The 23,798-nt window shown below is 64.8% G+C and carries 23 protein-coding genes; 14 read left to right on the top strand and 9 right to left on the bottom strand.

The features are described from left to right. Positions 1–18 precede the first annotated feature (18 nt). The 3 genes from ASS64_RS02780 to purF form a co-directional block, all read right to left on the bottom strand. The gene (locus ASS64_RS02780) at positions 19–366 is read right to left on the bottom strand and encodes a PilZ domain-containing protein (RefSeq protein WP_067689498.1); all 348 of its coding nucleotides are present in this window, start codon (positions 364–366) and stop codon (positions 19–21) included. A 127-nt stretch (positions 367–493) separates the two neighbouring features. Then, on the bottom strand, positions 494–1,204 hold the full coding sequence (locus ASS64_RS02775) for an SDR family NAD(P)-dependent oxidoreductase (RefSeq protein ID WP_067689495.1): 711 nt from the start codon (positions 1,202–1,204) through the stop codon (positions 494–496). Positions 1,205–1,251: 47 nt separating this feature from the next. Continuing rightward, positions 1,252–2,676 (bottom strand): amidophosphoribosyltransferase, encoded by a 1,425-nt coding sequence (gene purF / locus ASS64_RS02770; RefSeq protein ID WP_067689491.1) that lies wholly within the window; start codon positions 2,674–2,676, stop codon positions 1,252–1,254. Between the two features lie 174 nt (positions 2,677–2,850). Here purF and ASS64_RS02765 point away from each other — a divergent pair, with 174 nt between their 5' ends. The 9 genes from ASS64_RS02765 (at position 2,851) to ASS64_RS02725 (ending at position 12,418) form a co-directional block, all read left to right on the top strand. Further along, on the top strand, positions 2,851–4,092 hold the full coding sequence (locus ASS64_RS02765) for a lipoprotein-releasing ABC transporter permease subunit (protein WP_067690356.1): 1,242 nt from the start codon (positions 2,851–2,853) through the stop codon (positions 4,090–4,092). After that, positions 4,085–4,771, top strand: a complete 687-nt coding sequence (locus ASS64_RS02760) for an ABC transporter ATP-binding protein (RefSeq protein WP_067689488.1) — start codon at positions 4,085–4,087, stop codon at positions 4,769–4,771. Before ASS64_RS02765 ends, ASS64_RS02760 begins: the two co-directional genes overlap by 8 nt. 47 nt (positions 4,772–4,818) lie before the next feature. Further along, positions 4,819–5,097, top strand: a complete 279-nt coding sequence (locus ASS64_RS02755; RefSeq protein ID WP_067689485.1) for a hypothetical protein — start codon at positions 4,819–4,821, stop codon at positions 5,095–5,097. An 82-nt stretch (positions 5,098–5,179) separates the two neighbouring features. Further along, positions 5,180–5,689 carry a hypothetical protein gene (locus tag ASS64_RS02750; RefSeq protein WP_067689482.1) on the top strand — a complete coding sequence of 170 codons (510 nt, stop codon included), beginning with the start codon at positions 5,180–5,182 and terminating at the stop codon, positions 5,687–5,689. A 7-nt stretch (positions 5,690–5,696) separates the two neighbouring features. Next, positions 5,697–6,176, top strand: a complete 480-nt coding sequence (locus ASS64_RS02745; protein WP_067689480.1) for a glutathione peroxidase — start codon at positions 5,697–5,699, stop codon at positions 6,174–6,176. Positions 6,177–6,343: 167 nt separating this feature from the next. Continuing rightward, positions 6,344–9,820: a DNA polymerase III subunit alpha gene (gene dnaE, locus ASS64_RS02740; RefSeq protein ID WP_067689477.1), complete on the top strand. Its 3,477-nt coding sequence runs from the start codon at positions 6,344–6,346 to the stop codon at positions 9,818–9,820. Between the two features lie 34 nt (positions 9,821–9,854). Next, a complete protein-coding gene (locus ASS64_RS02735; RefSeq protein WP_067689474.1) occupies positions 9,855–11,453 on the top strand; it encodes a long-chain fatty acid--CoA ligase in 1,599 nt (532 codons plus the stop codon). Positions 11,454–11,498: 45 nt separating this feature from the next. Beyond that, complete coding sequence (locus ASS64_RS02730) at positions 11,499–11,966, top strand: DUF411 domain-containing protein (protein WP_067689471.1); 468 nt, start codon at positions 11,499–11,501, stop codon at positions 11,964–11,966. A 20-nt stretch (positions 11,967–11,986) separates the two neighbouring features. Next, positions 11,987–12,418 carry a DUF1330 domain-containing protein gene (locus tag ASS64_RS02725; RefSeq protein WP_067689469.1) on the top strand — a complete coding sequence of 144 codons (432 nt, stop codon included), beginning with the start codon at positions 11,987–11,989 and terminating at the stop codon, positions 12,416–12,418. Positions 12,419–12,465: 47 nt separating this feature from the next. Here ASS64_RS02725 and ASS64_RS02720 read toward each other — a convergent pair whose 3' ends face one another. The 6 genes from ASS64_RS02720 to ASS64_RS02695 all read right to left on the bottom strand — a co-directional run bounded on the left by ASS64_RS02720 (position 12,466) and on the right by ASS64_RS02695 (position 18,164). Then, positions 12,466–12,786 (bottom strand): endonuclease domain-containing protein, encoded by a 321-nt coding sequence (locus ASS64_RS02720; RefSeq protein WP_234002293.1) that lies wholly within the window; start codon positions 12,784–12,786, stop codon positions 12,466–12,468. 109 nt (positions 12,787–12,895) lie between these two features. Next, entirely contained in the window at positions 12,896–13,993 is a 1,098-nt protein-coding gene (locus tag ASS64_RS02715; protein WP_067690353.1) for a PA0069 family radical SAM protein, read from the bottom strand. A gap of 40 nt (positions 13,994–14,033) precedes the next feature. Further along, complete coding sequence (locus ASS64_RS02710; RefSeq protein WP_255356012.1) at positions 14,034–15,026, bottom strand: sodium:calcium antiporter; 993 nt, start codon at positions 15,024–15,026, stop codon at positions 14,034–14,036. 97 nt (positions 15,027–15,123) lie between these two features. After that, complete coding sequence (gene moaB, locus ASS64_RS02705) at positions 15,124–15,651, bottom strand: molybdenum cofactor biosynthesis protein B (protein ID WP_067689455.1); 528 nt, start codon at positions 15,649–15,651, stop codon at positions 15,124–15,126. Positions 15,652–15,663: 12 nt separating this feature from the next. Then, on the bottom strand, positions 15,664–17,382 hold the full coding sequence (locus ASS64_RS02700; RefSeq protein WP_067689452.1) for a lytic transglycosylase domain-containing protein: 1,719 nt from the start codon (positions 17,380–17,382) through the stop codon (positions 15,664–15,666). After that, the gene (locus ASS64_RS02695) at positions 17,379–18,164 is read right to left on the bottom strand and encodes a hypothetical protein (RefSeq protein ID WP_067689448.1); all 786 of its coding nucleotides are present in this window, start codon (positions 18,162–18,164) and stop codon (positions 17,379–17,381) included. Before ASS64_RS02695 ends, ASS64_RS02700 begins: the two co-directional genes overlap by 4 nt. Positions 18,165–18,243: 79 nt before the next feature. Between ASS64_RS02695 and ASS64_RS02690 the strand changes: the two genes are divergently transcribed. The 5 genes from ASS64_RS02690 (at position 18,244) to ilvD (ending at position 23,785) form a co-directional block, all read left to right on the top strand. Next, positions 18,244–19,893 (top strand): electron transfer flavoprotein-ubiquinone oxidoreductase, encoded by a 1,650-nt coding sequence (locus tag ASS64_RS02690; protein WP_067689444.1) that lies wholly within the window; start codon positions 18,244–18,246, stop codon positions 19,891–19,893. A 79-nt stretch (positions 19,894–19,972) separates the two neighbouring features. Further along, positions 19,973–20,257 (top strand): GIY-YIG nuclease family protein, encoded by a 285-nt coding sequence (locus ASS64_RS02685; RefSeq protein WP_067689441.1) that lies wholly within the window; start codon positions 19,973–19,975, stop codon positions 20,255–20,257. A gap of 59 nt (positions 20,258–20,316) precedes the next feature. Then, entirely contained in the window at positions 20,317–21,123 is an 807-nt protein-coding gene (locus ASS64_RS02680; protein ID WP_067689426.1) for a 4-(cytidine 5'-diphospho)-2-C-methyl-D-erythritol kinase, read from the top strand. Beyond that, positions 21,123–21,848 (top strand): N-formylglutamate amidohydrolase, encoded by a 726-nt coding sequence (locus ASS64_RS02675; protein ID WP_067690350.1) that lies wholly within the window; start codon positions 21,123–21,125, stop codon positions 21,846–21,848. Before ASS64_RS02680 ends, ASS64_RS02675 begins: the two co-directional genes overlap by 1 nt. Positions 21,849–21,937: 89 nt before the next feature. Then, positions 21,938–23,785 (top strand): dihydroxy-acid dehydratase, encoded by a 1,848-nt coding sequence (gene ilvD / locus ASS64_RS02670; protein WP_067689423.1) that lies wholly within the window; start codon positions 21,938–21,940, stop codon positions 23,783–23,785. The last annotated feature ends 13 nt before the right edge of the window (positions 23,786–23,798 follow it).

The following is a 23,798-nucleotide window of genomic DNA, read 5'->3' as shown; positions in this document are numbered from 1 at the left end:
GGCGGGGCTGCGGCCCCGTCAGTAGGAGCGGTAGGCGCCTTCGCCGCTGTAACGGGCGAGGATGCTGTCGTGCACGATCGGGCTCAGCAGCTCGCTGAAGGCGCAGCCGACCATGCAGTTCTCCCACCACACGACCTGCGCCTGGAGCGACTCGAGCCCGGGCAGGGTCAGCCAGCACAGCTGACCTTCGTGCATCCGGTTGAGTGCTGCGGCGGAAAAGCCGGAGATGGAAAGGTCGTGGACCACCGTTTGGAACGCGCGTCCGCCGCTGGCCCGCAGCTGTCCGGGAATGGTCAGCTTGGTCCGCGGGGCGCAGCGATCTTCCTGCGCTGCGAGTTTGTAGCGATCCTTCGATTGATGGATCATGACAGGCGGCCTTCCTCGATCGATGCGACTCAATACACCCCGCGACCGGTCGAGCCGCGATCGCTCGAGGTGATTTGAACTTTCTGCCGGGATCAGGGTTGAAAAGCGCTGAACGCGCGTGGTTAACCTAGCCTTCGACGCGCTCGCGGTGGAAGCCCTCGAAATCGTTAACCAGAAGCTCGACAAGGCGATCGGCGACCGCCTCCGGCTCCTTTACTGTCGTCGGGTCTTCACCGGGATAGGCCTTGGCACGCATGGCAGTGCGGGTCGCCCCGGGATCGATCAGCGCGACGCGGACCTTGGAGACTTTTTCGACCTCTTGCGCATAGCTTTCCAGCAGGTTGTCGAAAGCTGCCTTGGTGGCGCCATAAGCCGACCAATAGGCGCGCGGTGTCGCGCCGACGCTGCTGGTCAGGCCGATGACGCGGCCCGCATCGGCACGCTTCAGCAGCGGATCGAAATTGGCCAGCAGCGCCTGCGTGGCAAGGAAATTGACCGTCAACGCCTGGCTTAACTGCTTGCCGTCGATCTGCGTGACCGGCGTCAGGGCAGGCAGGTATGCCCCAGAAACCACCAGAAAATCGAGCTTGTCCCAACGCCCGCCGATGGCCGATGCAAGGCGCGCGATGCCATCGCTTTCAGCCAGGTCGACCGGCGCGATGGTCGATGCGCCGCCGGCGTCGTGAATGGCATCCTCGACCGTTTCGAGTGCACGCACGTCGCGCCCCGTCAGCACCACATGCGCGCCAGCCGCGGCCAGCGCCCGCGCGGTAGCGGCACCGATCCCCTTGCTCGCCCCGGTCACGAGAGCGAGGCGATTGTCGAGCGGTTTCGTCATCAGGCAACCTGTTCGGAAGGAAATGCGAGTTTGTGTTGCTTGTCCTCTCACCGCGTCATGTCCGTCAGCGAGGTCGGATAATCCCCGGTGAAACAGGCGTCGCAGAATTGCGGGCACCCGGAATTGCGCGGCTTTTCGCCAACTGCCCGGTACAGTCCGTCGATCGAGACGAAAGCGAGGCTGTCGGCCCTGATGAACTCGCGCATCGGTTCGACATCCATGCGCGCGGCGAGCAGCTTGGAGCGCTCTGGCGTGTCGACGCCGTAGAAACAGCTATGCGCGGTAGGCGGGCTTGCCACCCGGAAATGAACTTCGGTAGCCCCGGCATCGCGCATCATCTCGACGATTTGCATGCTCGTGGTGCCGCGCACGATCGAATCGTCGATCAGCACGATCCGCTTACCTTCGACCAGGGCGCGATTGGCATTGTGCTTGCGCTTGACGCCTGCGTGGCGCGCGCCGTCCGAAGGCTGAATGAAGGTGCGCCCGACATAGTGTGAGCGGATAATGCCAAGCTCGAAGGGAATGCCCGATTCCTGCGCATAGCCGATCGCAGCGGGTACGCCGCTGTCCGGCACCGGAATGACGAGATCGGCTTCGACCGGCTTTTCGCGGGCCAGCTCGGCGCCGATGGCCTTGCGTGCCTCGTAGATGTTGCGCCCGTCGAATACCGAATCCGGGCGGCTGAAATAGACGTGTTCGAAGATACAGGGACGCGGCGCATGATCGCCAAAAGGATGAAGCGAATCGACATTGCCGTCGAAATCGACCTTGATGACTTCGCCCGGTTCGACCTGGCGGACGAACTGCGCCCCGACCACGTCGAAGGCCACGGTTTCCGACGCGAAGACGGTGGCATCGCCGATCCGGCCCATCTGCAAGGGGCGTATGCCCAGCGGATCGCGGCAGGCGATCATGCCCTCGGGCGTCATCACGATCAGCGCATAGGCCCCTTCGAGCAGGCGCAGCGCGTCGATCAGCCGGTCCATGATCGTGGGATAGCGGCTGGTCGCGACGAGGTGGATGATGACCTCGGTATCGCTGGTCGACTGGAAGATCGACCCGCGTCGTACAAGATCGTCGCGCAGCATACCTGCATTCGAGATATTGCCATTATGGGCGACCGCGAATCCGCCGCTGGCCAGGTCGGCATAGAGCGGCTGGACGTTGCGCAGGCCCGCACCGCCGGTGGTCGAGTAACGGACATGACCCGCGGCCATCATTCCAGGCAGTTCCGCGATAGCCTCTTGCGAGGAGAAATTCTCCGCCACATGGCCAAGGCCGCGGCGGGTGTAGAATTCCGTACCATCGAAGCTGGTGATGCCGGCGGCTTCCTGCCCGCGGTGCTGCAGCGCGTGAAGGCCGAGCGCGGTCGCGGCTGCCGCATCGGTTGCATTGACAGCGCCGAACACGCCGCACTCCTCGCGCAGCTTGTCGCCATCCTCGTCGAGAAACGGGTGGGTGAGGTTCATCGAATGGCCTGTCCGCGGCGACTGATCGGGATGGGCGCCCCAATGGCGATGTTACGCGCGGATTACAAGGGTAGAGCGACGGATGCCCCCCGACTGGATGACACGATTTCATTGCACGGCAAGCTTCGGCTGCCTAAACGCCCTCGCAACGCACCGAAAGACACAAGGGCCGTCTTGATCCTCTCTCCCTTCGAATGGACCATCGCCAAACGCTACTTGCTCCCGGGCAAGGGCGAGGCATTCATTGCGCTGGTCGCGAGCATTTCGATCGGCGTGGTTATGCTCTCGGTTGCGATGCTGGTCGTGGTGATGAGCGTGATGAACGGCTTTCGCGCCGAACTGCTCGACAAGATCGTCGGCCTCAACGGCCATGCGATCGTCCAGGCCTATGGCGGCCGGCTCGACGATTGGGAAAATGTCCTCGCACGGGTCGAGGAAACGCCGGGCGTAGTCAGCGCCTCGCCGCTGATAGAGCAACCGCTGCTGACGAGCTTCAACGGCCGGGTCGAGGCGATCCTGGTGCGCGGGAATACGCCGCAGGACCTCCAGGACCTCTCGACCAAGGCGATCAGCGGCAATTTCGATGCGCTGCAGCCCGGCGCGAGCAAGGTCGCGATCGGCGTCCGCCTTGCCGAGAATATCGGCGCGCGGGTGGGCGACACGATCACCATCATCAACCCGCAGGGCCGCTCTACACCATTCGGCACGGTTCCCCGGCAGGTCGGTTACGAAGTCGCCGCGATCTTCGAGGTCGGCGTCTACGATTACGACGGGGCCTTCGTGGTCATGCCGATGCAGGATGCCCAGACGCTTCTGCTGATCGGGGATACGGTGGGCATGATCGAGGTCACGGTGGAAGACGCCGACGAGGTCGGCGAAATCCTCGATCCGGTGCAACGCGCGGTTCAGGGCAGGGCGGTCGTGTCCGACTGGAAAACCATCAATTCGACGCTATTCGAAGCGCTTCAGGTCGAACGCGTTGCCATGGCTTTCGCGCTGAGTTTCATGGTCTTGGTGGCAGCTTTCAATATTCTTTCGAGCTTGGTCATGCTGGTGCGCGCCAAGACGCGCGATATCGCGATTATGCGCACCATGGGGGCGACCCGCGCAAGCCTGATGAAGATTTTCGTCACTACCGGCTTCACCGTCGGGGCCATCGGGACCGTGGCGGGCCTGGTGCTGGGCTTCCTGATCCTTGGCTTCCGCCAGCAGATCGTCACCGGCATCGGCTATCTGACGGGGGTCGAGTTATGGGACCCGCAGGTGCGCTTTCTCACCATGCTGCCGTCCAAGACCGATCCGGTCGAAGTGGCGCTGATCGTTCTGCTAGCGCTCGTGCTGAGTTTCCTCGCGACACTGTATCCGGCGTGGAAGGCGGCGAGCACCGATCCGGTCCAGGTGCTGCGCTATGAGTGACACGGGCATCGAACCGGTGGTCGAGCTCAAGGGCCTCACCCGCAGCTTCGAGCAGGGCGGCGTGCGCATCGACGTGCTGCGCGGCGTCGATCTCGCGATCAAGCCGGGCGAAATCGTCGCGCTGCTGGGCCCATCGGGCTCGGGCAAATCGACCTTGTTGCAGGCGGTCGGCCTGCTCGAAGGCGGGTTCGGGGGCGAGATCGTCATCGCGGGCCATTCCGCCGAAAAATCGGATTCGCGCGCCCGCACCGTGCTGCGGCGCGAGCATCTGGGCTTCGTTTACCAGTTCCACCATCTGCTGCCCGATTTCGACGCGCGCGAGAATGTGATCCTGCCGCAACTCGTCGCCGGCAGGCCGCGCGCCGAGGCCGAGGCGCGCGCCGAACAGCTGCTCGTCGCGCTGGGCCTCGAACATCGGCTCGACCATAGGCCGAGCCAGCTTTCGGGCGGCGAGCAGCAGCGCGTGGCCGTCGCGCGCGGGCTCGCCAACAAGCCCGATCTCGTGCTGGCCGACGAACCCACCGGCAATCTCGACGAGGCGACGTCCGACAGGGTGCTCGCGGAGTTCCTCGCGCTGGTACGCGGGGAGGGCAGCGCGGCGCTGATCGCGACGCATAACGAGCGCCTGGCAAAAAAGATGGACCGCGTGGTGCGGCTGCACGAAGGCCATCTCGAATAGCGGACCCGGATGCGCTCTCGCCCGTTGGTTGGTCGAAGGAGATTTGCATGACCGATCATCCGAGTACCTACCGAGGCGAAAACACGCACCAGGAGGGCATAGAGTGGGACGACCGTGCCAGCCTGCATCGAAAGGACGACGGCGATGGTGTGCTCGATTCCGCCAAAGGGCTGCGCTCCGGCACGTTCGCCGATCTCATCCGGCACATGATGCTGATGCCGGAGCACGAACGCGCCGATTACTACATCGAAAAGGCCGGTGACCGAGAGTATCACGCCGACGAGGTGGCAAGCCTATCGCAGCGCGACGACTTCCCCCGCTCGTAGGATGGGGTCGTTTTTTCGTCGATAGCGGGTCGCCCGATCCGCCCTACCGACGCAAGGTGGCGGCATCAGGGGAGAACCGACCATGCTGACCGCCGCTTTCGCGCTTGCCGTTGCGCAAGCCACCGCGCCTGCCGCTGCGCCCACGCCGCCACCAGCCTGTGAAGGCGTGAACCACAAAGCCTTCGATTTCTGGGTCGGCGAATGGGATGTGTTTCCCAATGGCGGGGACCAGCAGGTTGCGAACAGCAGGATCGAAAAGGTCAGTGCGGGCTGCGCGATCCGTGAGACCTGGATGCCATTTCAAGGGCGTGGCGGCTCAAGTCTGAGCGCCTATGATCCGCAAACCGGCGGCTGGCATCAGCTATGGGTCGGCGGTTCGCCCGGCCGCGTCTTCTTCGATGGCGGGGCGGTCGATGGCGGCATGGTGCTGACCGGCTATTGGGGCCGGAATGCGGAGGGTGACCGGATGCTCGTGCGGATGACCTATACTCTTGAAGAGGACGGCAGCGTGCGACAATACGGGCAGGCAAGCGCGGATCACGGCCGGACGTGGTCCGACGCTTTCGATTATATCTACCGCCGCAAGGAATAGCGCGCCCATGACGACCATCGCCGATTTCACCGTCGACACCAACACGGGCGACCAGCTCGACCTGTCGGAAAAGCTCGGCAAGGTGCTGCTGGTGGTGAACACCGCAAGCAAGTGCGGGTTCACCCCGCAGTATGACGGACTGGAAGAGCTGTTTCAGGATTACAAGGACAAGGGCTTCGAGGTCCTCGCCTTCCCTTGCAACCAGTTCGGCAATCAGGAACCGGGCGATGCGGACGAGATCGCCGAATTCTGCAAGGTCAATTTCGGCCTCACATTTCCGCTGATGGCCAAGGTCAACGTCAATGGCGAGGATGCCAGCCCGCTGTTCGACTGGATGAAGGCGGAAAAGCCGGGCCTGATGGGCTCGCGCGCGATCAAGTGGAACTTCACCAAATTCCTCATCGACCGCGAGGGCAATGTGGTGAAGCGCTACGGCCCCGCCGATGCGCCCAAGACGATCGCCAAGGATATCGAAAAGCTGCTGTAGTCTCTGCTCGATGGCCGTCGCCCCTGCGCAGGCAGGGGCCTAGATAGGCTCGCGTCTGGCGACCCGCCGGCGTTATCTGGATCCCTGCACGCGCAGGGATGACGCAGTGGAGGAAAGGACTGGGTCGGCGGCTTGGCGAATCCCCCATCCCTCCGCATATTGTCCCGATGTCGTTCAAGCCTTTCGTCCCGTTCCGTATTCTGTCGGCCTATACGATGCTGGAGGGCGCGATCGATCCCAAGGCGATGGCGAAGCTGGCGAAGGAGCGCGGCTTTCCGGCGATCGCGATTGCCGACCGCAACGGCCTTTATGGCGCGGTGATGTTCGCCAATGCGTGTAAGGCAGAAGGCATCCAGCCGATCATCGGGACCCTGCTTGGCGTGGCGCGCGACAAGGAAGGCAAGCAGGTCGACTACCTGCCGCTCTATGCCCAGGACGAGGCGGGTTACGACAATCTCTGCCATCTCGTCTCAAATGCGCATCTCGAGCGCCCGCTGGAATACGAGCCGCATGTCGCCATGGCGGATTTCGACGGCCATACCGACGGGCTGATCGCCTTTACCGGGGCGAGCGAAGGGGCGCTGACCAAGCTGCTCGCCGAGGGTCAGCAGAGCCATGCCGAGGCGCTGCTCGACCGCCTGCAGGGCCTTTTCCCTGACCGACTCTATGTCGAACTGGCGCGCCGTGGAAACGATGTGGAGGAGCGCGCCGAGGCCGCGCTGGTCGAGCTCGCCTATGCGCGCGACCTGCCGCTAGTGGCGACAAATCCGGCCAATTTTGCCGAGCCGCATATGCATAAGGCGCACGACGCCATGCTGTGCATCGCCGGCTCGACGCATATCGATGCGGAGGAGCGTGCCCGGTCCAATCCCGAAAGCTACGTCAAGACCTACCACATGATGGAGGAGGCCTTCGACGATCTGCCCGAAGCGGTGGAGAACACGCTGGTGGTCGCTCAACGCTGCGCTTACGCACCGCCCTATCGCGATCCCATTCTGCCAAGCCTTGCGGGCGATCTCGAAGGCGAGGCGCGCATGCTGGAGGAAGACGCGCGCAAGGGCCTCGAAGCGCGGCTCGAACCCTATGGCGAGATGAGCGACGAAGATCGCAAGGTCTATTTCGACCGGTTGAAATTCGAAGTCGACATCATCAACCAGATGGGCTTCCCCGGCTACTTCCTGATCGTTGCCGACTTTATCAAATGGGCCAAGGATCATGACATCCCTGTCGGCCCGGGCCGTGGTTCGGGTGCGGGCAGCCTGGTCGCCTGGGCGCTGACCATCACCGATCTCGACCCGATCCAGCTGGGCCTGCTGTTTGAACGCTTCCTCAATCCGGAACGCGTTTCAATGCCCGACTTCGACATCGACTTCTGCGAAACGCGGCGCGGCGAGGTGATCCGCTACGTCCAGCAGAAATACGGACACGACCACGTCGCGCAGATCATCACTTTCGGTAAGCTGAAAGCGCGCGCCGTGCTGCGCGATACGGGCCGCATCCTCCAGATGAGCTACGGCCATGTCGATCGCCTCTGTAAGATGGTGCCCAACCATCCGACCGATCCGTGGACCCTGCCGCGTGCATTGAACGGGGCGGCGGACTTCAAGCGCGAATACGACAATGACAACGAGGTGAAACGCCTCGTCGATCTGGCGATGCAGCTAGAAGGTTTCCCGCGCAACAGCTCGACCCACGCGGCGGGCGTGGTGATCGGCGATCGCCCGCTCGCCAAGCTCGTCCCGCTATACCGCGATCCGCGCTCGGACATGCCGGTGACGCAATACGACATGAAGAATGTCGAGAGCTCCGGCCTCGTCAAGTTCGACTTCCTCGGGCTCAAGACGCTATCGGTGCTCAAGAAGGCGGTCGACCTCCTCAAGCGACGCGAGATCGATATCGACCTCTCGCAGCTGCCGCTCGACGATCCGAAGGTCTACGAGCTGATGAAGGCGGGCAACACGGTCGGCGTCTTTCAGCTCGAATCCGAAGGCATGCGGCGCACGCTGACTGCGGTGAAGCCGACCAATTTCGGCGACATCATCGCGCTCGTCTCGCTCTATCGCCCGGGCCCGATGGACAACATCCCGCTGTTCGGCAAGCGCAAGGCGGGCGAAGTCGAAATCGAATATCCGCACGCCAAACTCGAAGGCATCCTCGCCGAGACCTACGGCATCTTCGTCTACCAGGAACAGGTCATGCAGGCCGCACAGATTCTCGCCGGCTACTCGCTCGGCGACGCCGACCTGCTGCGCCGTGCGATGGGCAAGAAGGTGCAGGCGGAGATGGACATCCAGCGCACCCGTTTCGTCGAAGGGTGCAAGGAAGTCTCGGGCATCGAGAAGAACGAGGCCAACGCGCTGTTCGACTTGATCGACAAGTTCGCCGGCTACGGCTTCAACAAGTCGCACGCCGCCGCCTATGCGCTGCTCGCCTACCAGACCGCCTGGCTCAAGGCGCATTACCCGGAGGAATTCTACGCCGCCTCGATGTGCTTCGACATGCACCAGTCGGAAAAGCTGGCGATCTTCGTCGACGATGCGCGGCGCGGCGGGATCACGGTCCTGCCGCCTTCGCTCAACCATTCGGAGGCCGAATATACGGTCGAGCAGACTGACGACGGCTATGCTGTGCGCTATGCGCTGGCGGGCATTCGCAATGTCGGCGAGCGCGCGATGGAAGCGATCGTCGAGGAGCGAGAAGCGGCGGGCAAGTTCGAAAGCCTGAAGGGTCTGTTCGAACGCCTCCCCAAGGGCTCGATGAATTCGCGCCAGCTCGAAGCGCTGATCAGCGCAGGCGCCTTGGACGAATTCGAGCCCAACCGCGCCAGGCTGATGGCCAATACCGACATGCTGCTAGCAGTCGCCGATGCGGCCGAGCGCGAGCGGTCGAGCGGGCAGGCGGGGCTGTTCGGCGGAGAGGATGCCGCGGTCGAGGATACGCTGCGGCTGAAGGATGCCGAAGACTGGTCGCTCAGCGAGGCGCGCAGCCGCGAGAAGGAGAACCTGGGCTTCTCCTTCAAGGAACACGCGACGGCCGCCTATCGCGAGATCGCCAGCGCGCAGGGCGCCCGTTCGCACGCCTCGCTGATGGCGGGCGGTGTGCCGGGCGGCGGGCGCATGGGCGCGGTCATGGCGGTGCAGGTCGAAGGCGCGAGCAAGGGCACGACCAAGCGCGGCAAACCCTTCATCCGCGCCGATTTTTCCGACGCGTCGGGCCAGTTCAGCGCCGCCTGTTTCGAAGAGGGGCTGGTCGACAGGATCCTCGAATGGGCCGAAAACCAGACCTGTGTGAAGCTCGATGTCGAACTCGACAGCCCGAGCCCCGACGAACCGCCGCGGATTACCGTGCGCGGTGCGGTGCCGCTGGAGGCGGTGAAGGGCTCCATGGCCATGCTGCTCACGCTCGAGGTGGAAAGCGTCGATGCGCTGACCCAGCTCGCGCTTGAGCTCGGCGAGGATGGGGCAGGGGGCGACGAGGCCATTGCCACGCTGCTGACCGGGGATGCGACCCCGCCTGTGATGCGATTGGGGCGAAGCTTTTCTATCGACGGCGACCTCGCCGAACGCTTGGCAAGCGTGCCCGGCCTTGCCAAGGTGCAGCTGACCGCGCGACGGGGGAAGGCAAACTTGCGCCTCGTCGCCTGAGCCATTGGGCCTGATACAGGTAAGAGGAGAGAGTATGTCGCTTGGCGCGATGCAGGACTGGACCATGCGCATTGGGCATGTGATCGACCACGCTGCCCGGGAAGCCCCCGACCGTGAAATCGTCACCCGCTGGGCCGATGGAAGCGAAACCCGCACCGACTGGGCGGGCATCCATCGCGATGCGCGCAAGATGAGCCAAGCGCTGCTCGCGCTGGGCCTGAAGAAGGGCGACAAGGTCGCGAGCCTGGCGATGAACCACGCGCGCCACCTCGTCAGCTGGTTCGGCGTGGCGGGGATGGGCGGCGTGCTGCACACCTGCAACCCGCGCCTGTTCGAGGACCAGCTCGAATACATCGTCAATCACGCCGAAGACAAAGTCATGCTCTACGATGCGGCGTTCCAGCCGATCATCGACAAGATGCGCGACAAGTGGCCGGGCGTGGAGCACTACATCTGCTTCGACAGCGGCGAGCACGCGCCCAGTTTCGAAGACTGGATCGCCGGGCAGGATGGTGACTACAAATGGGCCGAGGTCGACGAACGCGACCCCTGCATGATCTGCTACACCAGCGGCACCACGGGCAACCCCAAAGGCGTCCAGTACGAACACCGCTCCACCATGCTGCACGCGATCGCCGGTTTGCAGCCCGCTGCGTTCAACTTCAGCGCGTCGAGCGTGATGCTTCCCGTCGTGCCGATGTTCCACGCGGCGAGCTGGGGCCTGCCCTATGCAGGCGCGATGGCCGGCATCAAGTTCGTCTTCAGCGCGGTCAACGATCCCGCCGTGCTCGACGAGCTGATGAAAACCGAAGGCGTCACCGATTCCGCCGGCGTGCCGACGGTGTGGCTGGCGCATTTCCAGTATTGCGACGCGCAAGGCATCGACCTGCCCAAGCTGCGCGCGGCGACGATTGGCGGTTCGGCCGCGCCGCGCTTCATGATCGAGCGGCTGATGAAGAACGGCACGCGCGTCCAGCATGCCTGGGGCATGACCGAGACGAGCCCGATCGGCACCGTCGGCGGACCAACCGGCGACTGGGACGAACTGACCTTCGACCAGAAGGTCGAGAAGACCATGAAGCAGGGCCGCCCGATCTTCGGCGTCGAACTGCGCACGGTCGATCTCGACGATCCGACCAAGGTGCTGCCGCGCGATGGGGAAAGCTCGGGCGCGCTGCATATCCGCGGGCCGTGGGTGGTGAAACGCTATTTCAAGGCGGAGGAAGACGCGATCGACGCCGATGGCTGGTTCAACACCGGCGACGTGGCGATCCTTCACCCCGACGGCACCATGCAGATCACCGACCGGACCAAGGACGTGATAAAGTCGGGCGGCGAATGGATCAGCTCGGTCGAGCTGGAAAATGCCGCCGTCGGCCATCCCGCCGTCGCCGAGGCCGCCGCGATCGGCATGCCGCACCCCAAATGGGATGAGCGCCCCGTGCTGTTTGTCGTCCGCAAGGAAGGGCAGGACGTCGGCCCCGAGGATCTCACCAGCTTCCTTGCCGACAAGGTCGCCAAGTGGTGGCTGCCTGATGCGGTCGAATTCGTCGACGACATCCCGCACACCGCCACCGGCAAGATCAGCAAGAAGGACCTGCGCGAGCGGTTCAGCGACTATACGCTCGGCTGAGCCGCACCTTTCCGCGCTATCCGAAGAACCAGGGACTTCTACGACATGAAACGCCGTCCGCTTTCGATGCTGCTCGCCCCGCTCGCGCTGCTTGCCTGTACGCAGGCCGCCGCTGCCACGGTGATCGACGTGACCAAGACGCCGTGGTGCGGGTGCTGCAGCGAATGGGTCGAGCGGATGGAGGCTGCCGGCTTCACCGTCACCACGCGCGATGTCGACAAGCTCGACCCGGTTGCGCGGGCGGCCGGGGTGCCCGACACCTTGCGGTCCTGCCACACGGCCAGGGTGGAGGGCTACACGATCGAGGGGCACGTCCCAGCCGCCGACATCCGGCGGCTGCTCGCTAGCCGACCCGATGCGGTCGGCCTCAGCGTGCCGGGTATGGTCGCGGGGTCGCCGGGGATGGAGGTTCCGGGACGGTCGGACCCCTATATGGTCGTGCTGATCGGGCGTGACGGCAAACACCGCGTATGGGCGCGCTACGAAGGCGGCGCTCCTGCGCACCGGCACTGAACAACACAGGGGGAGACCCGATGAGCGCAACCTATATCGATCCGAGCCCGGCCAATTTCCGGGCTTTCAAGGACCTGCCGCGCGACGAGCCGATCCACATGCTCAACCTGCTGCTCTACCGCGACGAGGCGGAATATCCGGAAGGGCACGAGCATCACGGCAACGGCTGGAGCGGACGCCGCGCCTATGAAGAATACGGCAAGACCAGCGGCCCGATCTTCCGCCGCGTGGGCGGCGATATCTTCTGGCGCGGGGCGTTCCAGACGATGGTGACCGGGCCCGACGACAAACGCTGGCACGATGGCTTCGTGGCGCAATACCCCAATGCGGGCGCCTTCTTCGAGATGATCAAGGATCCGGACTACCAGCAGGCGGTCGTCAACCGCACCGCAGCGCTGGCGGACAGCAGGCTGATGCGGTTTGCGCCGGGCGAGGCGGGCGAGGGGTTCTAGCCTCCCCGGAACGGGGAGGGGGACCACGTAGTGGTGGAGGGGTACCCTCACCGGCTCAAGAGACCATCCGCCCGCGCTTCGCAAATATCGGCAAGCCGAACCATCACGGCTTCAACACTGTCCAAGACTGCCTTCGCCGGAATGCGCGTCGTGGCAATGCCCTGCGACCGGAGGAATGCCGACCTTTGTCTGTCCCTCGCGATCGTCTTAACGCTGTCGTGCGCCCATCCATCGACCTCGACGGCCAATCGCAGCCGCGCGCAGTAAAAGTCGAGCACATAGATGCCAGCCGGGTGCTGGCGTCGAAACTTGAACCCGCCCGGACGTTTGCGAAGGTGCTGCCATAGAAGCCGCTCGGGCACGCTCATCTCGCTGCGAAGCTGGCGTGCTCGCTTGATCGTTTCGCGTGATCCGGTGATCATAGCATGTGCCCCTCCACCACTACGTGTTCCCCCTCCCCCTGTGGGGGCGGACCTTTCATAGCAACCGCAACTGCCCGCCCACCGCTGGCGGCCTGAACAGCGTGCAGTCCAGTTCGAATTTCGCCTTGCCGAGCCCCGCACGCTTGCAAGCCACACGGAACCGCGCGCGGAACAGGTCGGCCCACACGCCCTCCGGCTTCAGGCGGGTGTGGAAGTCGGGATCATTGTCCTTTCCGCCGCGGATAGAGCGGACGATGCTCATCACCTTGTCGCCGCGTTCGGGGAAATGGACCGAGAGCCATTCGCGGAACAGCGGGGCGACCTCGTGCGGCAGGCGCAGCGGGATCCAGCCCACGCTGCCGGTGCCGATGGCGGCAACGCGCTGTACTATCTCCTCCATGAACTCGTCGGTGATCGCGGGGATGATCGGCGAGACAGAGCAATGCGTCGGCACGCCCGCCTCGACCAGTTTCTGTAAGGCCTGCAGGCGCTTGGCGGGAGCAGCTGCGCGCGGTTCGAGCTTTCCCGACAGTTTGGGGTCGAGCGTGGTCACCGATATCGCGACCGCCACCAATCGGCGCTCGGCGAGCTGCTCCAGAAGATCCAGATCGGCCAGCACGCGGTCCGACTTCGTGGTGACCGTCACAGGATGGCGAGCGTCGAGGCACACTTCGAGCACCTGCCGCGTGATCCGATACCGCGCCTCGATCGGCTGGTAGGGATCCGTATTGGTCCCCATCGAAATCGGCTTGGGGCGATACTTCGGCTTGGCCAGCGTTGCCCGCAAAAGCTCCGCCGCGTTGGGCTTGGCGAAGAGCCTGGTCTCGAAATCCAGCCCGGGCGACAGGTCGTGATAGGCATGCGTGGGCCGCGCGAAGCAGTAGACGCAGCCATGCTCGCACCCGCGATAGGCGTTGACCGACCGGTCGAAGGGCACGTCGGGCGACTGGTTGAAGCTGAGGATCGTCTTCGGATGCTCCTCGGTCACCTGCGTGCGCAGTTTCACCGGCGGGCCCCCTTCGAGATTGGCCAGCCGCTCTACATAGTCGCGCCAGTCGCCATCCACCTCGCGCGTAGCGAGGCCGAAGCGCGTGGGCACCTCGGCACCCTGCGCACCGCGACCGGCAATGGCAGGGGCGAGTCGGCGTTTCATATACGAGAACATACATGGAACAAAAGGCGCGGTCGAGACGCTATCCCAAGCTGACCTGAAGCACCGCGCCACCGAACCACAGACCGATCAGCAGGACCGATTCCCAACCGATCCCGCCAGGGCCCTGCCGTTCGCGCCGCAGCAGGCCGAGGAGCAGCACGGCGGTCATCAGGGTGGCCAGTGCCATCCAGAACACGGTGCGCTCGGTGATGGCATTGTAAATGCTGCCATCGCGATAGGCGACATCGCTCGCGGCGACGAACAGCGCATCGAACATGTTGCCGCCGATGATCCCGCCGACCGCAAGTTGGAGCGCGCCGCGACGCACGGCGGCGATGGTGGTGACGAGCTCGGGCAGCGAGGTGACCACCGCCGTGCCCAGCGCGCCGACGACGCCTTGCGAGATGCCGAGCCGCTGCGACAGTTCGAGTCCGGTGGCGCCGACCAGCCAGCCGCATAGGCCGACGACGCCGACCATGGCCGCGAACAGCGCTGCTAAGAGCCAGATCGGCCGGTCATCGTCGCACTCATCCTCGTCCTCGTCGCGCGTATCGCTGGTGCTGCGCGGTAACCACATCGGCTCCTGCTTGATGCGGTGGGCGTTATGCAGGCCGACCAGATAGGTCGCGACTAGCACGGGGGTGAGCAGGTTGACGCTCCAGATCGCAATCGGCGGTGAGGCCCAGGCCATTATCGGCAGGATCAGGAGGATGATCAGCACGCTGGCCTGACCCAGGTTGACCGGGCTGGCGGCGGCATGTTCGAGATTGACCCGGCGATAAGCGACATCGGCGATGGCCAGGAACATGGTCTGTGCCGCGATGCCTCCCACCGCATTGGATATGGCGAGGTCGGGGGCGCCGCTGGCCGCCGTGCTGGTCGAAGTCACGATACCGGCGATGCTGGTCCCTGCACCGAGGAGGACCGAGCCGACCAGTGCCTCTCCGAAACCTGTGCGATCGGCAAGCGTATCCGCCAGCCCTGCCATCCTTGTGCCGACGAGCGCGATGACCAGCGCCGTCGCACCAAACAGTAGCAGGACCGTGCTTGTGGAAAGCAGGGCGATGTCGGGCAGGTCGCGTCCCCTTGGCAGCTTATCCTGACGACGCGTGGGGAAGGAGGGAGGTTCCTCAGCGCTCGCGCAGGCGCGGCATCAGCTCGACGAAATTGCAGGGGCGAAAGCGGCTGTCGAGCTGGTGGACGAGGATCTTGTCCCACCCGTCCTTCACCGCGCCGTTCGAGCCGGGCAGTGCGAAGATATAGGTCCCGCGCGCCAGCACCGCGCAGGCGCGGCTCTGGATCGTGCTGGTGCCGATGGTCTCGTAGCTGAGCCAGCGGAACAGTTCACCGAAGCCGGGGATGTCCTTGCTCTTGACCTTGTGGAGTGCTTCGGGCGTCACATCGCGCCCGGTGAGGCCGGTACCGCCGGTACAAATGATGCAATCGATGCTTTCGTCGTCGATCCAGCGATGCAGGTGCGCGGTCAGCTCGCCGACATCGTCGCGGCTGATCTCGCGGGTCGCCAAATCGTGGCCAGCGTCCTCGATCCGCTGGGCGAGTATATCGCCCGAGCTATCGTCGGCCGGCGTGCGCGAATCCGAAACGGTCAGCAACGCGATGCGGACCGGCTTGAAGGCAAGGCTTTCGTCGATCGCCATGGGGGCAGGCTCCTATCGGACGCGGGGGAATAGCGGCCAGTCGTTTTCGGCAAGGTCGGTGCGGCTGGGGGCAAGGGCATTGGCCTGGCGCAGGTACATCCAGTAATTGCGCATCACGATCGCGACATAGCCGCGGGTTTCCCAATAGGGGATCGATTCCATCCACAACAACGGATCGTCCTGGTCGCGGATCTCGCTTTCCCAGCGCATCACCGGGCTTGGGCCGGCATTGTAGGCGGCCATCACCTTGGGCAGCTTGCCCTGCGTGTAATTCGCGCTGCCGAGCGCTTCGAGCGTGCGCTGACCGAATGCAAGGTTGACCGCCGGGTCCTTGAGGTCGGCGCCCGCGCTCATGTTGATCGAGGCGGCATATTCGCGGCGCGTGATCGGCATGATCTGCATCAGGCCGATCGCTCCCGCCGGGCTGACTACGCGTTCGCGGAAATTCGATTCCTGCAAAGCGTGGGCAAAGGCTAGCGCCGGATCGACCCGCCAGCCGCCCACGGGTGCGCGGAAGGTAACCGGATAGCGCAAGCTCGGGTGCGCCGCTTCGCCGCGCGGGGCGTTGTAGGCCATGTAATTCTGCGCGCCGGTCAGCCCGAGTGCGCGGGCAAGGCGGGCGAGCGCGCCGAAATCGTCCGGATCGCCGGTGCGTACCAGCCACAGGATGTCGTTCTCCGCCTGCTCGCGCTGGCCGATCTCGGCGAGCATGACCGCCTGGCGGACTGCCTGTTCGTCCTGCAGCCGGCGCCAGTCGTCGGCGGTGAGGTCGGGCTCGGTATGCGTGGGCGGCAGGTCGCGCCCCATCTGCTCATGCGCGAGCATGCCGTAGAGCGTTTCGGGGAAGCGCGCCGCTCCGCGCAATTGCTCGTCCGCCTGCTCGGGCATGCGGCAGCGGATCAAGGCGCGGCTGGCCCAGTAATGCGCGGCGGCGCCGAGTTCGGGATTGACTGCGCCAGCGGCAGAGCGCTGGAAGGCCTCGGCGGCGCGCTCGCAATCGCCCAGTCGCCAGGCGGCGAGCCCGGCGGCCCAGTCACCTTCCGCCACCCAGGCGCCGCTGCCGCCGTCGCGTACCGTGTCGGCAAGCGCCCAAGCCTGAGCGTCCCGGTTCTCGATGTAATAGCTCCAGGCGACGCGATAGCGCCATTCGGCGCGCGCCTGCGGAGAGAGCGTGGCATCGACCCCGTCGAGCAGCAGCCGGGCGCCGTCGGGATCGTCATTGGTTATCCGCTCGAGGATCGCCGACTTCACGCTTTCGGGCATCGTCCCGTCCTGGACCGCGCGCGGACGGATGCGCTTGGTCATACCGGGCTGGCGGACGAGATTGCGCTCGGCGCGAAGGCGTGGCGGGTTTTCGAGTCCGCGCGTCTGCCCCAGCCGGACCATCGCCTCCGCCTCGGGAAGGTCGGCGTAACGGGCCAGCCAGGCCTCGATCCGCGGCAGTTCGATCCGCGGGCTTTCGGGGTGGAGGTAATAGCTCGCCAGCGCCGCGCCGTGCAGCGGACCATCGGTGCGGCCAGCGAGCATCACCTCGACCCGGTCCCAGTTGCGCGCATCGATCGCTTCGAACAGCGAACCGTAATAGGCGCGGTCGTCGGTCGAGAGCATTTGCGGCAGGGCGGCGGCGCGCGAGCGGGTGAAATAGTCGACGCTGCCGTTTTGCGCCATCGCCGTCTCGGCGGAAAATGTGGCGGTGGCAACGGCGGCGAGGGCAAGCGAGCGTAGGATCATCGGGTCCAATCCAGCCAACGGTTCCAGAAAGTCTCCCGCCGGGCAGCCGAGCGGGCGAGATTGCGCAGATCGGGCGCAGCGAGCAGCGCGACGGGATTGCCGTCGCATTCGATCGACAGTGGCTCGCGCGCCTGCTCGGGCGTCATGCCGAACAGCGCCAGTTGTGCGCGGCCGAACAGTACGACGCGTTGCGGTGCGGCGAGCGCGATATGATGCCGGACGACGTCCCCCCGACCGGAAGCTGTCAGTTGCGCCCAGTCGGGCATCGCCATGGGTGCGGGCAGCGCGCTGGCATAATAGGCCTCGTGCTCGGCGATCCCCATCGCCTTAAGCATGGAATTGACGAACTTGCCCGCGCCGCCGGTCAATACGCCTTCGGCATCGTCATCGAACGGCTGGGAAACCAGCAGCATCAGTTTGGCTCCAGCAACTCCGCGCGGCGGCACGCGGCGGTCGAGCGCGCCCTCGGCAAGCGAGGGGTCGCTCATCCACCATTCGCGAAATTTTTCGAGACTGTCGGGCAGCGTGGCCGGATCGATCCTGGTCGCAGGTATTTCAGGCTGGGCGAGCGCACGCTGGAGCGCGGTCTTGCGCTCGATCTTCTGCGGCGGGGGCGGCGGAGGAGCCGCTACGGCATTCTCGGACTCGGGCTCCGCCAGCCAACCGCTCGCCTCGTCGGCGAAATCCGCGTCGACGCCCGCCTCGCGCCACCAGTCGAGCGCGCCTTCGAGGCTTTCGAGCGCTGCGAAATCGCGCGTTTTCGGGGTGTCGGCGTGCATCATTCCTTGGGTCCGGGTCTTGACCTCTATAGCGCCACCAATCAAGGCATTCGCAACAGTTACGCGACAAAAAGAGAGAGACATGAGCGAACGCGAATCGATGCCCTGCGACGTCGTCATCATCGGCGGAGGCGTAGCCGGCCTTGCTGCGGCGATCCGGCTGAAGCAGATCAACGAGGAACTCGAGGTCGTCGTGCTCGAAAAGGGCAGCGAAATCGGCGCTCATATCCTCTCGGGCGCGGTGGTCGATCCCAAGGCGCTCGACGAGCTGCTGCCCGACTGGCGCAACATGGATTGCCCGATGGCCGAAACGCCGGTCACCGAGAACCACCATTGGGTCCTGTCGGAGAGCGGCAAGTCCGACCTGCCCGAATTCCTCCTGCCGCCCTTTATGGGCAATCACGGCAACTATACCGGCTCGCTGGGTAATCTCGCGCGCTGGCTGGGCGAACAGGCCGAAGGGCTGGGCGTGATGGTCTTCCCGGGCTTCCCTGCTGCCGAAGTGCTGTTCGACGACGTCGGCGCGGTGACCGGCGTCGTGACGCAGGACATGGGCATCGCGGAGGATGGCTCGCAGAAGGGCGATTACCAGTCGGGCATGGAAATCCACGCGAAATACACGCTGTTCGCAGAGGGCGCGCGCGGCAATCTGACCAAGCAGATGAAGGCGAAATACGACCTCGAGGCCGATTGCCAGCCGCAAGTCTACGGCCTCGGCGTCAAGGAATTGTGGGACATCGACCCCGACAAGCACGAGCCCGGCCGTGTGATCCACACGCAGGGCTGGCCGCTTTCGGAAACCGGCACCTGGGGCGGCGGTTTCCTCTACCACCAGGCGAACGGGCAGGTCGCGCTAGGCTTCGTGACCGCACTCGATTACGCGAACCCCTATGTGTCGCCCTACCAGGAATTCCAGCGCTGGAAGCACCATCCCGAGATCGCCGCGATCCTCGAAGGGGGCAAGCGCGTGGCCTATGGCGCGCGCGTCATCAACGAAGGCGGCTGGCAGAGCGTGCCCAAGCTCGCCTTCCCGGGCGGCGCGCTGATCGGCTGCGCGGCGGGCTTCGTCAACGTGCCGCGCATCAAGGGTAGCCATACCGCGATGAAGAGCGGGATGCTCGCGGCCGAAAGCATCGCCGATGCGATCGCCGCTGGCAGCGAACACAGCGAGCTGATGGATTACGATGCGGCGGTGCGGAGCAGCTGGATCGCCGACGAACTCAAGAAGGTGAAGAACGCGCAGCCTGCCGTCGCCAAATATGGCGAGGATCTGGGCACGGTGCTGGCGGGCATCGACATGTGGATGCGGACGCTCAAGATCGGTCTGCCGATCACGATGAAGCACCACCGCGATCACGAGATGCTGCAGCGCGCAGACCTGTTCAAGCCGATCGCCTATCCCAAGCCCGACGGGAAGCTGAGCTTCGACAAGCTGACCAATGTCAGCTTCAGCTACACCAACCACGCCGAGGACCAGCCGGTCCACCTCAAGGTGCAGGACATGGAGCTGCAGAAGGCGAGCGAGCTGGGCATCTATGCCGGCCCGTCGAACCGCTATTGCCCGGCGGGCGTCTACGAGTGGCTGGAAGACGAGGATACGGGCGAGATGAAGTTCCAGATCAACTCGCAGAACTGCGTCCACTGCAAGACCTGCGACATCAAGGACCCGAACCAGAACATCGAGTGGACCACGCCCGAAGGCGGCGGCGGGCCGAATTACCCGAATATGTGAGTGCGTTCCGCGGGTCCCCACAATTTCCCGTCATCCCAGCGAAAGCTGGGATCGCTCGCGGATGATGGAAGGTCCATGATTGGGTGGCTGGGTCTACATATTGTCGAACAGGCGGGACGGTGTGCTGTACATTGGCGTGACGGCTGATCTTGCGGCCCGCATGGTTCAACACCGCAGCGGCAAGGGATCTGCATTCTGTCGTCGCTATGGCCTGACGCGCCTCATCCATGCCGAGGAGTACGAAGATATCTCCGATGCAATCGCGCGCGAAAAGGCGATGAAGGCCTGGAAACGCGCGTGGAAGATCGAACTTGTTGAGCGCGCCAACCCGGAATGGGACGACCTCTTCGAGCGATTCGGCTGAAGGACAGCGATCCCAGCTTTCGCTGGGATGACGAATGAAGGACAGAGTGCCGGCTTATCATGCGTGAAACCGCCTATGCCAAGATCAACCTTGCCCTCCATGTCCGCAATCGGCGTGAGGACGGCTATCACGAACTTGAAACGCTGTTCGCATTCGTCGATGGGGGCGATGTGCTGACGGCGAGCACAGCCACGCAGGATAGCGTGCGGGTGCTCGGCGAATTTGCCGGCGGGCTCGACGACCCGTTCGACAATCTCGTCGCGCGGGCGTTGGGCAAGCTGCCGCGCGCCGATGGCCTCGCGATCACGCTGGAAAAGAACCTCCCCGTCGCAGCGGGGCTGGGCGGGGGTTCGGCCGACGCGGGCGCCGTGTTCCGCATCGTCAAGCAGCGCTACGGCCTGCCCGAGGACTGGCACGTACGCGCCACCGCGCTTGGCGCCGATGTCCCGGCCTGCGTGGAAAGCCGCACCTGCATCGGACGCGGCACCGGGACCGAGCTGGACCCGGCCGACGACAGCCTCGCGGGCACGCCCGTGATGCTCGTCAATCCGCGCGTCCCGCTCTCCACGGGACCGGTGTTCAAACATTGGGACGGCGAGGATCGCGGCGTGCTGCCGCAGGGGGATGCCCGCACAATCGCGCTTGAAGGACGCAACGATCTCGAGGCACTCGCGATTTCGCTCTGCCCACAGATTGCGGGTGTTTTGGAAGCGCTGCGCGGAACTTCGCCCTTTCTCGCCCGTATGTCCGGTTCGGGGGCGACGTGTTTCGCGCTCTACGACAGTGCGTCCGCTCGCGACGTGGCTGCCCAGCAAATAGAAAAGCGCCACCCGGGCTGGTGGCAGATGAAAGGGTTCCTGCGATGATGATCGACAACCTCCCCTATCGCCAGGTCGGCACCGAAGACCTGCGTCCGGGAGGGCTCCTGTGCGTGGCCGATCATGCTTCCAATTACGTTCCCGAGGAAATCGAACTCGGTATCGATCCCAAGCTGCTCGAGGAGCACATCGCGCTCGATGTCGGAGTTGAAGGCATCGCCGAGCGGCTCGCACGGCGCCACAATATGCCCGCGCATATCGCCTGCGTAAGCCGCCTGGTGTGCGATATGCACCGGCGCGAGGACGAGCCCGCCGTGGTCCCGACCGAAAGCGACGGAAGGCTGATCGCGGGCAATATCGGCGCCGATGTCGAAGCCCGGCTCGCCCGGTTCCACCGACCCTATCACAACGCGCTCGCCGATCTGATCGAACAGGCGAAACCCAAGATGCTGGTCGCGCTACACAGTTTCACGCCCGCCCTCGAAACCAGCGACGAGGAGCGCCCGTGGGAAGTCGCGCTGCTTTACAATCAGGACGATACCGCCGCCCGTCATGCGATCCGCCTGTTCGGCGAGCAGGGGCTGACCGTGGGCGACAACCAGCCCTATTCGGGCAAGCAGCTCAACGCGACGATGGACCGGCATGCAGAGGCCAACGGCATTCCCTATTGCACCGTCGAGATCCGCCAGGATCAGATCGAAACCGAGGCAGGGCAGGCGCGCTGGGCGCTGCTGCTGGCCGATGTGATGGGGCGCGTGGCGCTGGAGGTCTAAAGCCCAGCTTGACCCGCCCGGCACCAATCCTCCGTTAGCGAGGGGACCTCTCTCTGCTAGGCTTCGCCCGAAGCCAAGAGAGACCCGCCATGCCCGCCTATCGTTCCCGCACCACCACCCATGGCCGCAACATGGCCGGCGCACGCGGCCTGTGGCGCGCCACAGGGATGAAGGACGACGATTTCGGCAAGCCGATCATTGCCGTGGTCAACAGCTTCACCCAGTTCGTGCCGGGCCATGTCCATCTGAAGGACCTCGGCCAGCTGGTCGCGCGCCAGATCGAGGCGGCGGGCGGGGTGGCCAAGGAATTCAACACCATTGCGGTCGATGACGGCATCGCCATGGGCCATGACGGCATGCTCTATTCGCTGCCCAGCCGCGACCTGATCGCCGACAGCGTCGAGTACATGGTCAATGCGCACTGCGCCGATGCCATGGTGTGCATCTCCAATTGCGACAAGATCACGCCCGGCATGCTGATGGCGGCCATGCGATTGAACGTGCCCGCCGTGTTCGTCTCGGGCGGGCCGATGGAAGCGGGCAAGGTCGTGGTGAAGGGCAAGGAGGTCGCGCTCGACCTCGTCGATGCCATGGTCGCCGCGGCCGACGAAAGCTACACCGACGAGGAAGTCACCGCGATCGAGCAGAATGCCTGCCCGACCTGCGGCTCTTGCAGCGGCATGTTCACCGCCAATTCGATGAACTGCCTGACCGAGGCGCTGGGCCTCTCGCTGCCGGGCAACGGCTCGACATTGGCCACGCATGCCGATCGCAAGAGCCTGTTCGAGCGCGCGGGGCGGCTCGTGGTGACGCTCGCGAAGCGGTATTACGAGGAAGACGACGAAAGCGTGCTGCCGCGCTCGATCGCCAGTTTCGCGGCGTTCGAGAATGCGATGAGCCTCGATATCGCCATGGGCGGGTCGACCAATACCGTGCTCCACCTGCTCGCCGCCGCGCATGAGGCGGGGGTCGATTTCACCATGCAGGACATCGACCGGCTCAGCCGCAAGGTTCCATGCCTCAGCAAGGTCGCCCCCGCGAAAGACGACGTGCACATGGAGGACGTCCACCGCGCGGGTGGGATCATGGCGATTCTGGGTGAGCTGGAGAAAGCGGGGCTCCTCCACACCGCGCTGCCCACCGTGCACAGTCCGACGATGGGCGATGCGCTCGACGATTGGGACATCGGTCGCACGCAGAACAATGCGGTGCGCCAGTTCTACTCGGCCGCGCCGGGCGGCGTGCCAACGCAAACCGCCTTCAGCCAGTCGGCCCGGTGGGACAGCCTCGACCTCGATCGCGAGGCAGGCGTGATCCGCAGCGCCAGCCACGCCTTCAGCCAGGATGGCGGACTGGCGGTGCTCTACGGCAATATCGCGCGTGACGGCTGCATCGTGAAAACCGCTGGCGTCGACGAGAGCATCCTGACCTTTTCGGGCCCCGCCAAGGTCTATGAAAGCCAGGACGATGCGGTGACTGCGATCCTCACCGGCCAGGTTGTCGAAGGCGACGTGGTGGTGATCCGCTACGAGGGACCGCGCGGCGGGCCGGGCATGCAGGAAATGCTCTATCCGACGAGCTATCTCAAATCGAAGGGGCTGGGCGCGGCCTGCGCGCTGGTTACCGACGGGCGCTTTTCGGGCGGTACCTCGGGCCTGTCGATCGGCCATGTCTCGCCCGAGGCGGCTCAAGGCGGCGCGATCGCGCTGGTTGAAGATGGCGACCTGATCGAGATCTCCATCCCCGAGCGCACGATCAACCTGGCCGTGCCGGACGATGTGCTCGCCGAAAGGCGTGCGGCGCAAGAAGAAAAGGGCTTTACCCCCGCCGCCCCGCGCGAGCGCCGCGTGTCGCCCGCGCTCGAAGCCTATGCGGCGATGACGACCTCGGCCGCGCGCGGCGCAATCCGCGATGTCAGCCAAGTGAAGCGACGCTGAGGCTTGCCCCCGC

Source organism: Erythrobacter sp. AP23 (genome assembly GCF_001542855.1).
GTDB lineage: Bacteria > Pseudomonadota > Alphaproteobacteria > Sphingomonadales > Sphingomonadaceae > Qipengyuania.
The sequence above is the reverse complement of the archived record's forward strand: the minus strand, read 5'-3'. Positions and strand labels throughout refer to the sequence as shown.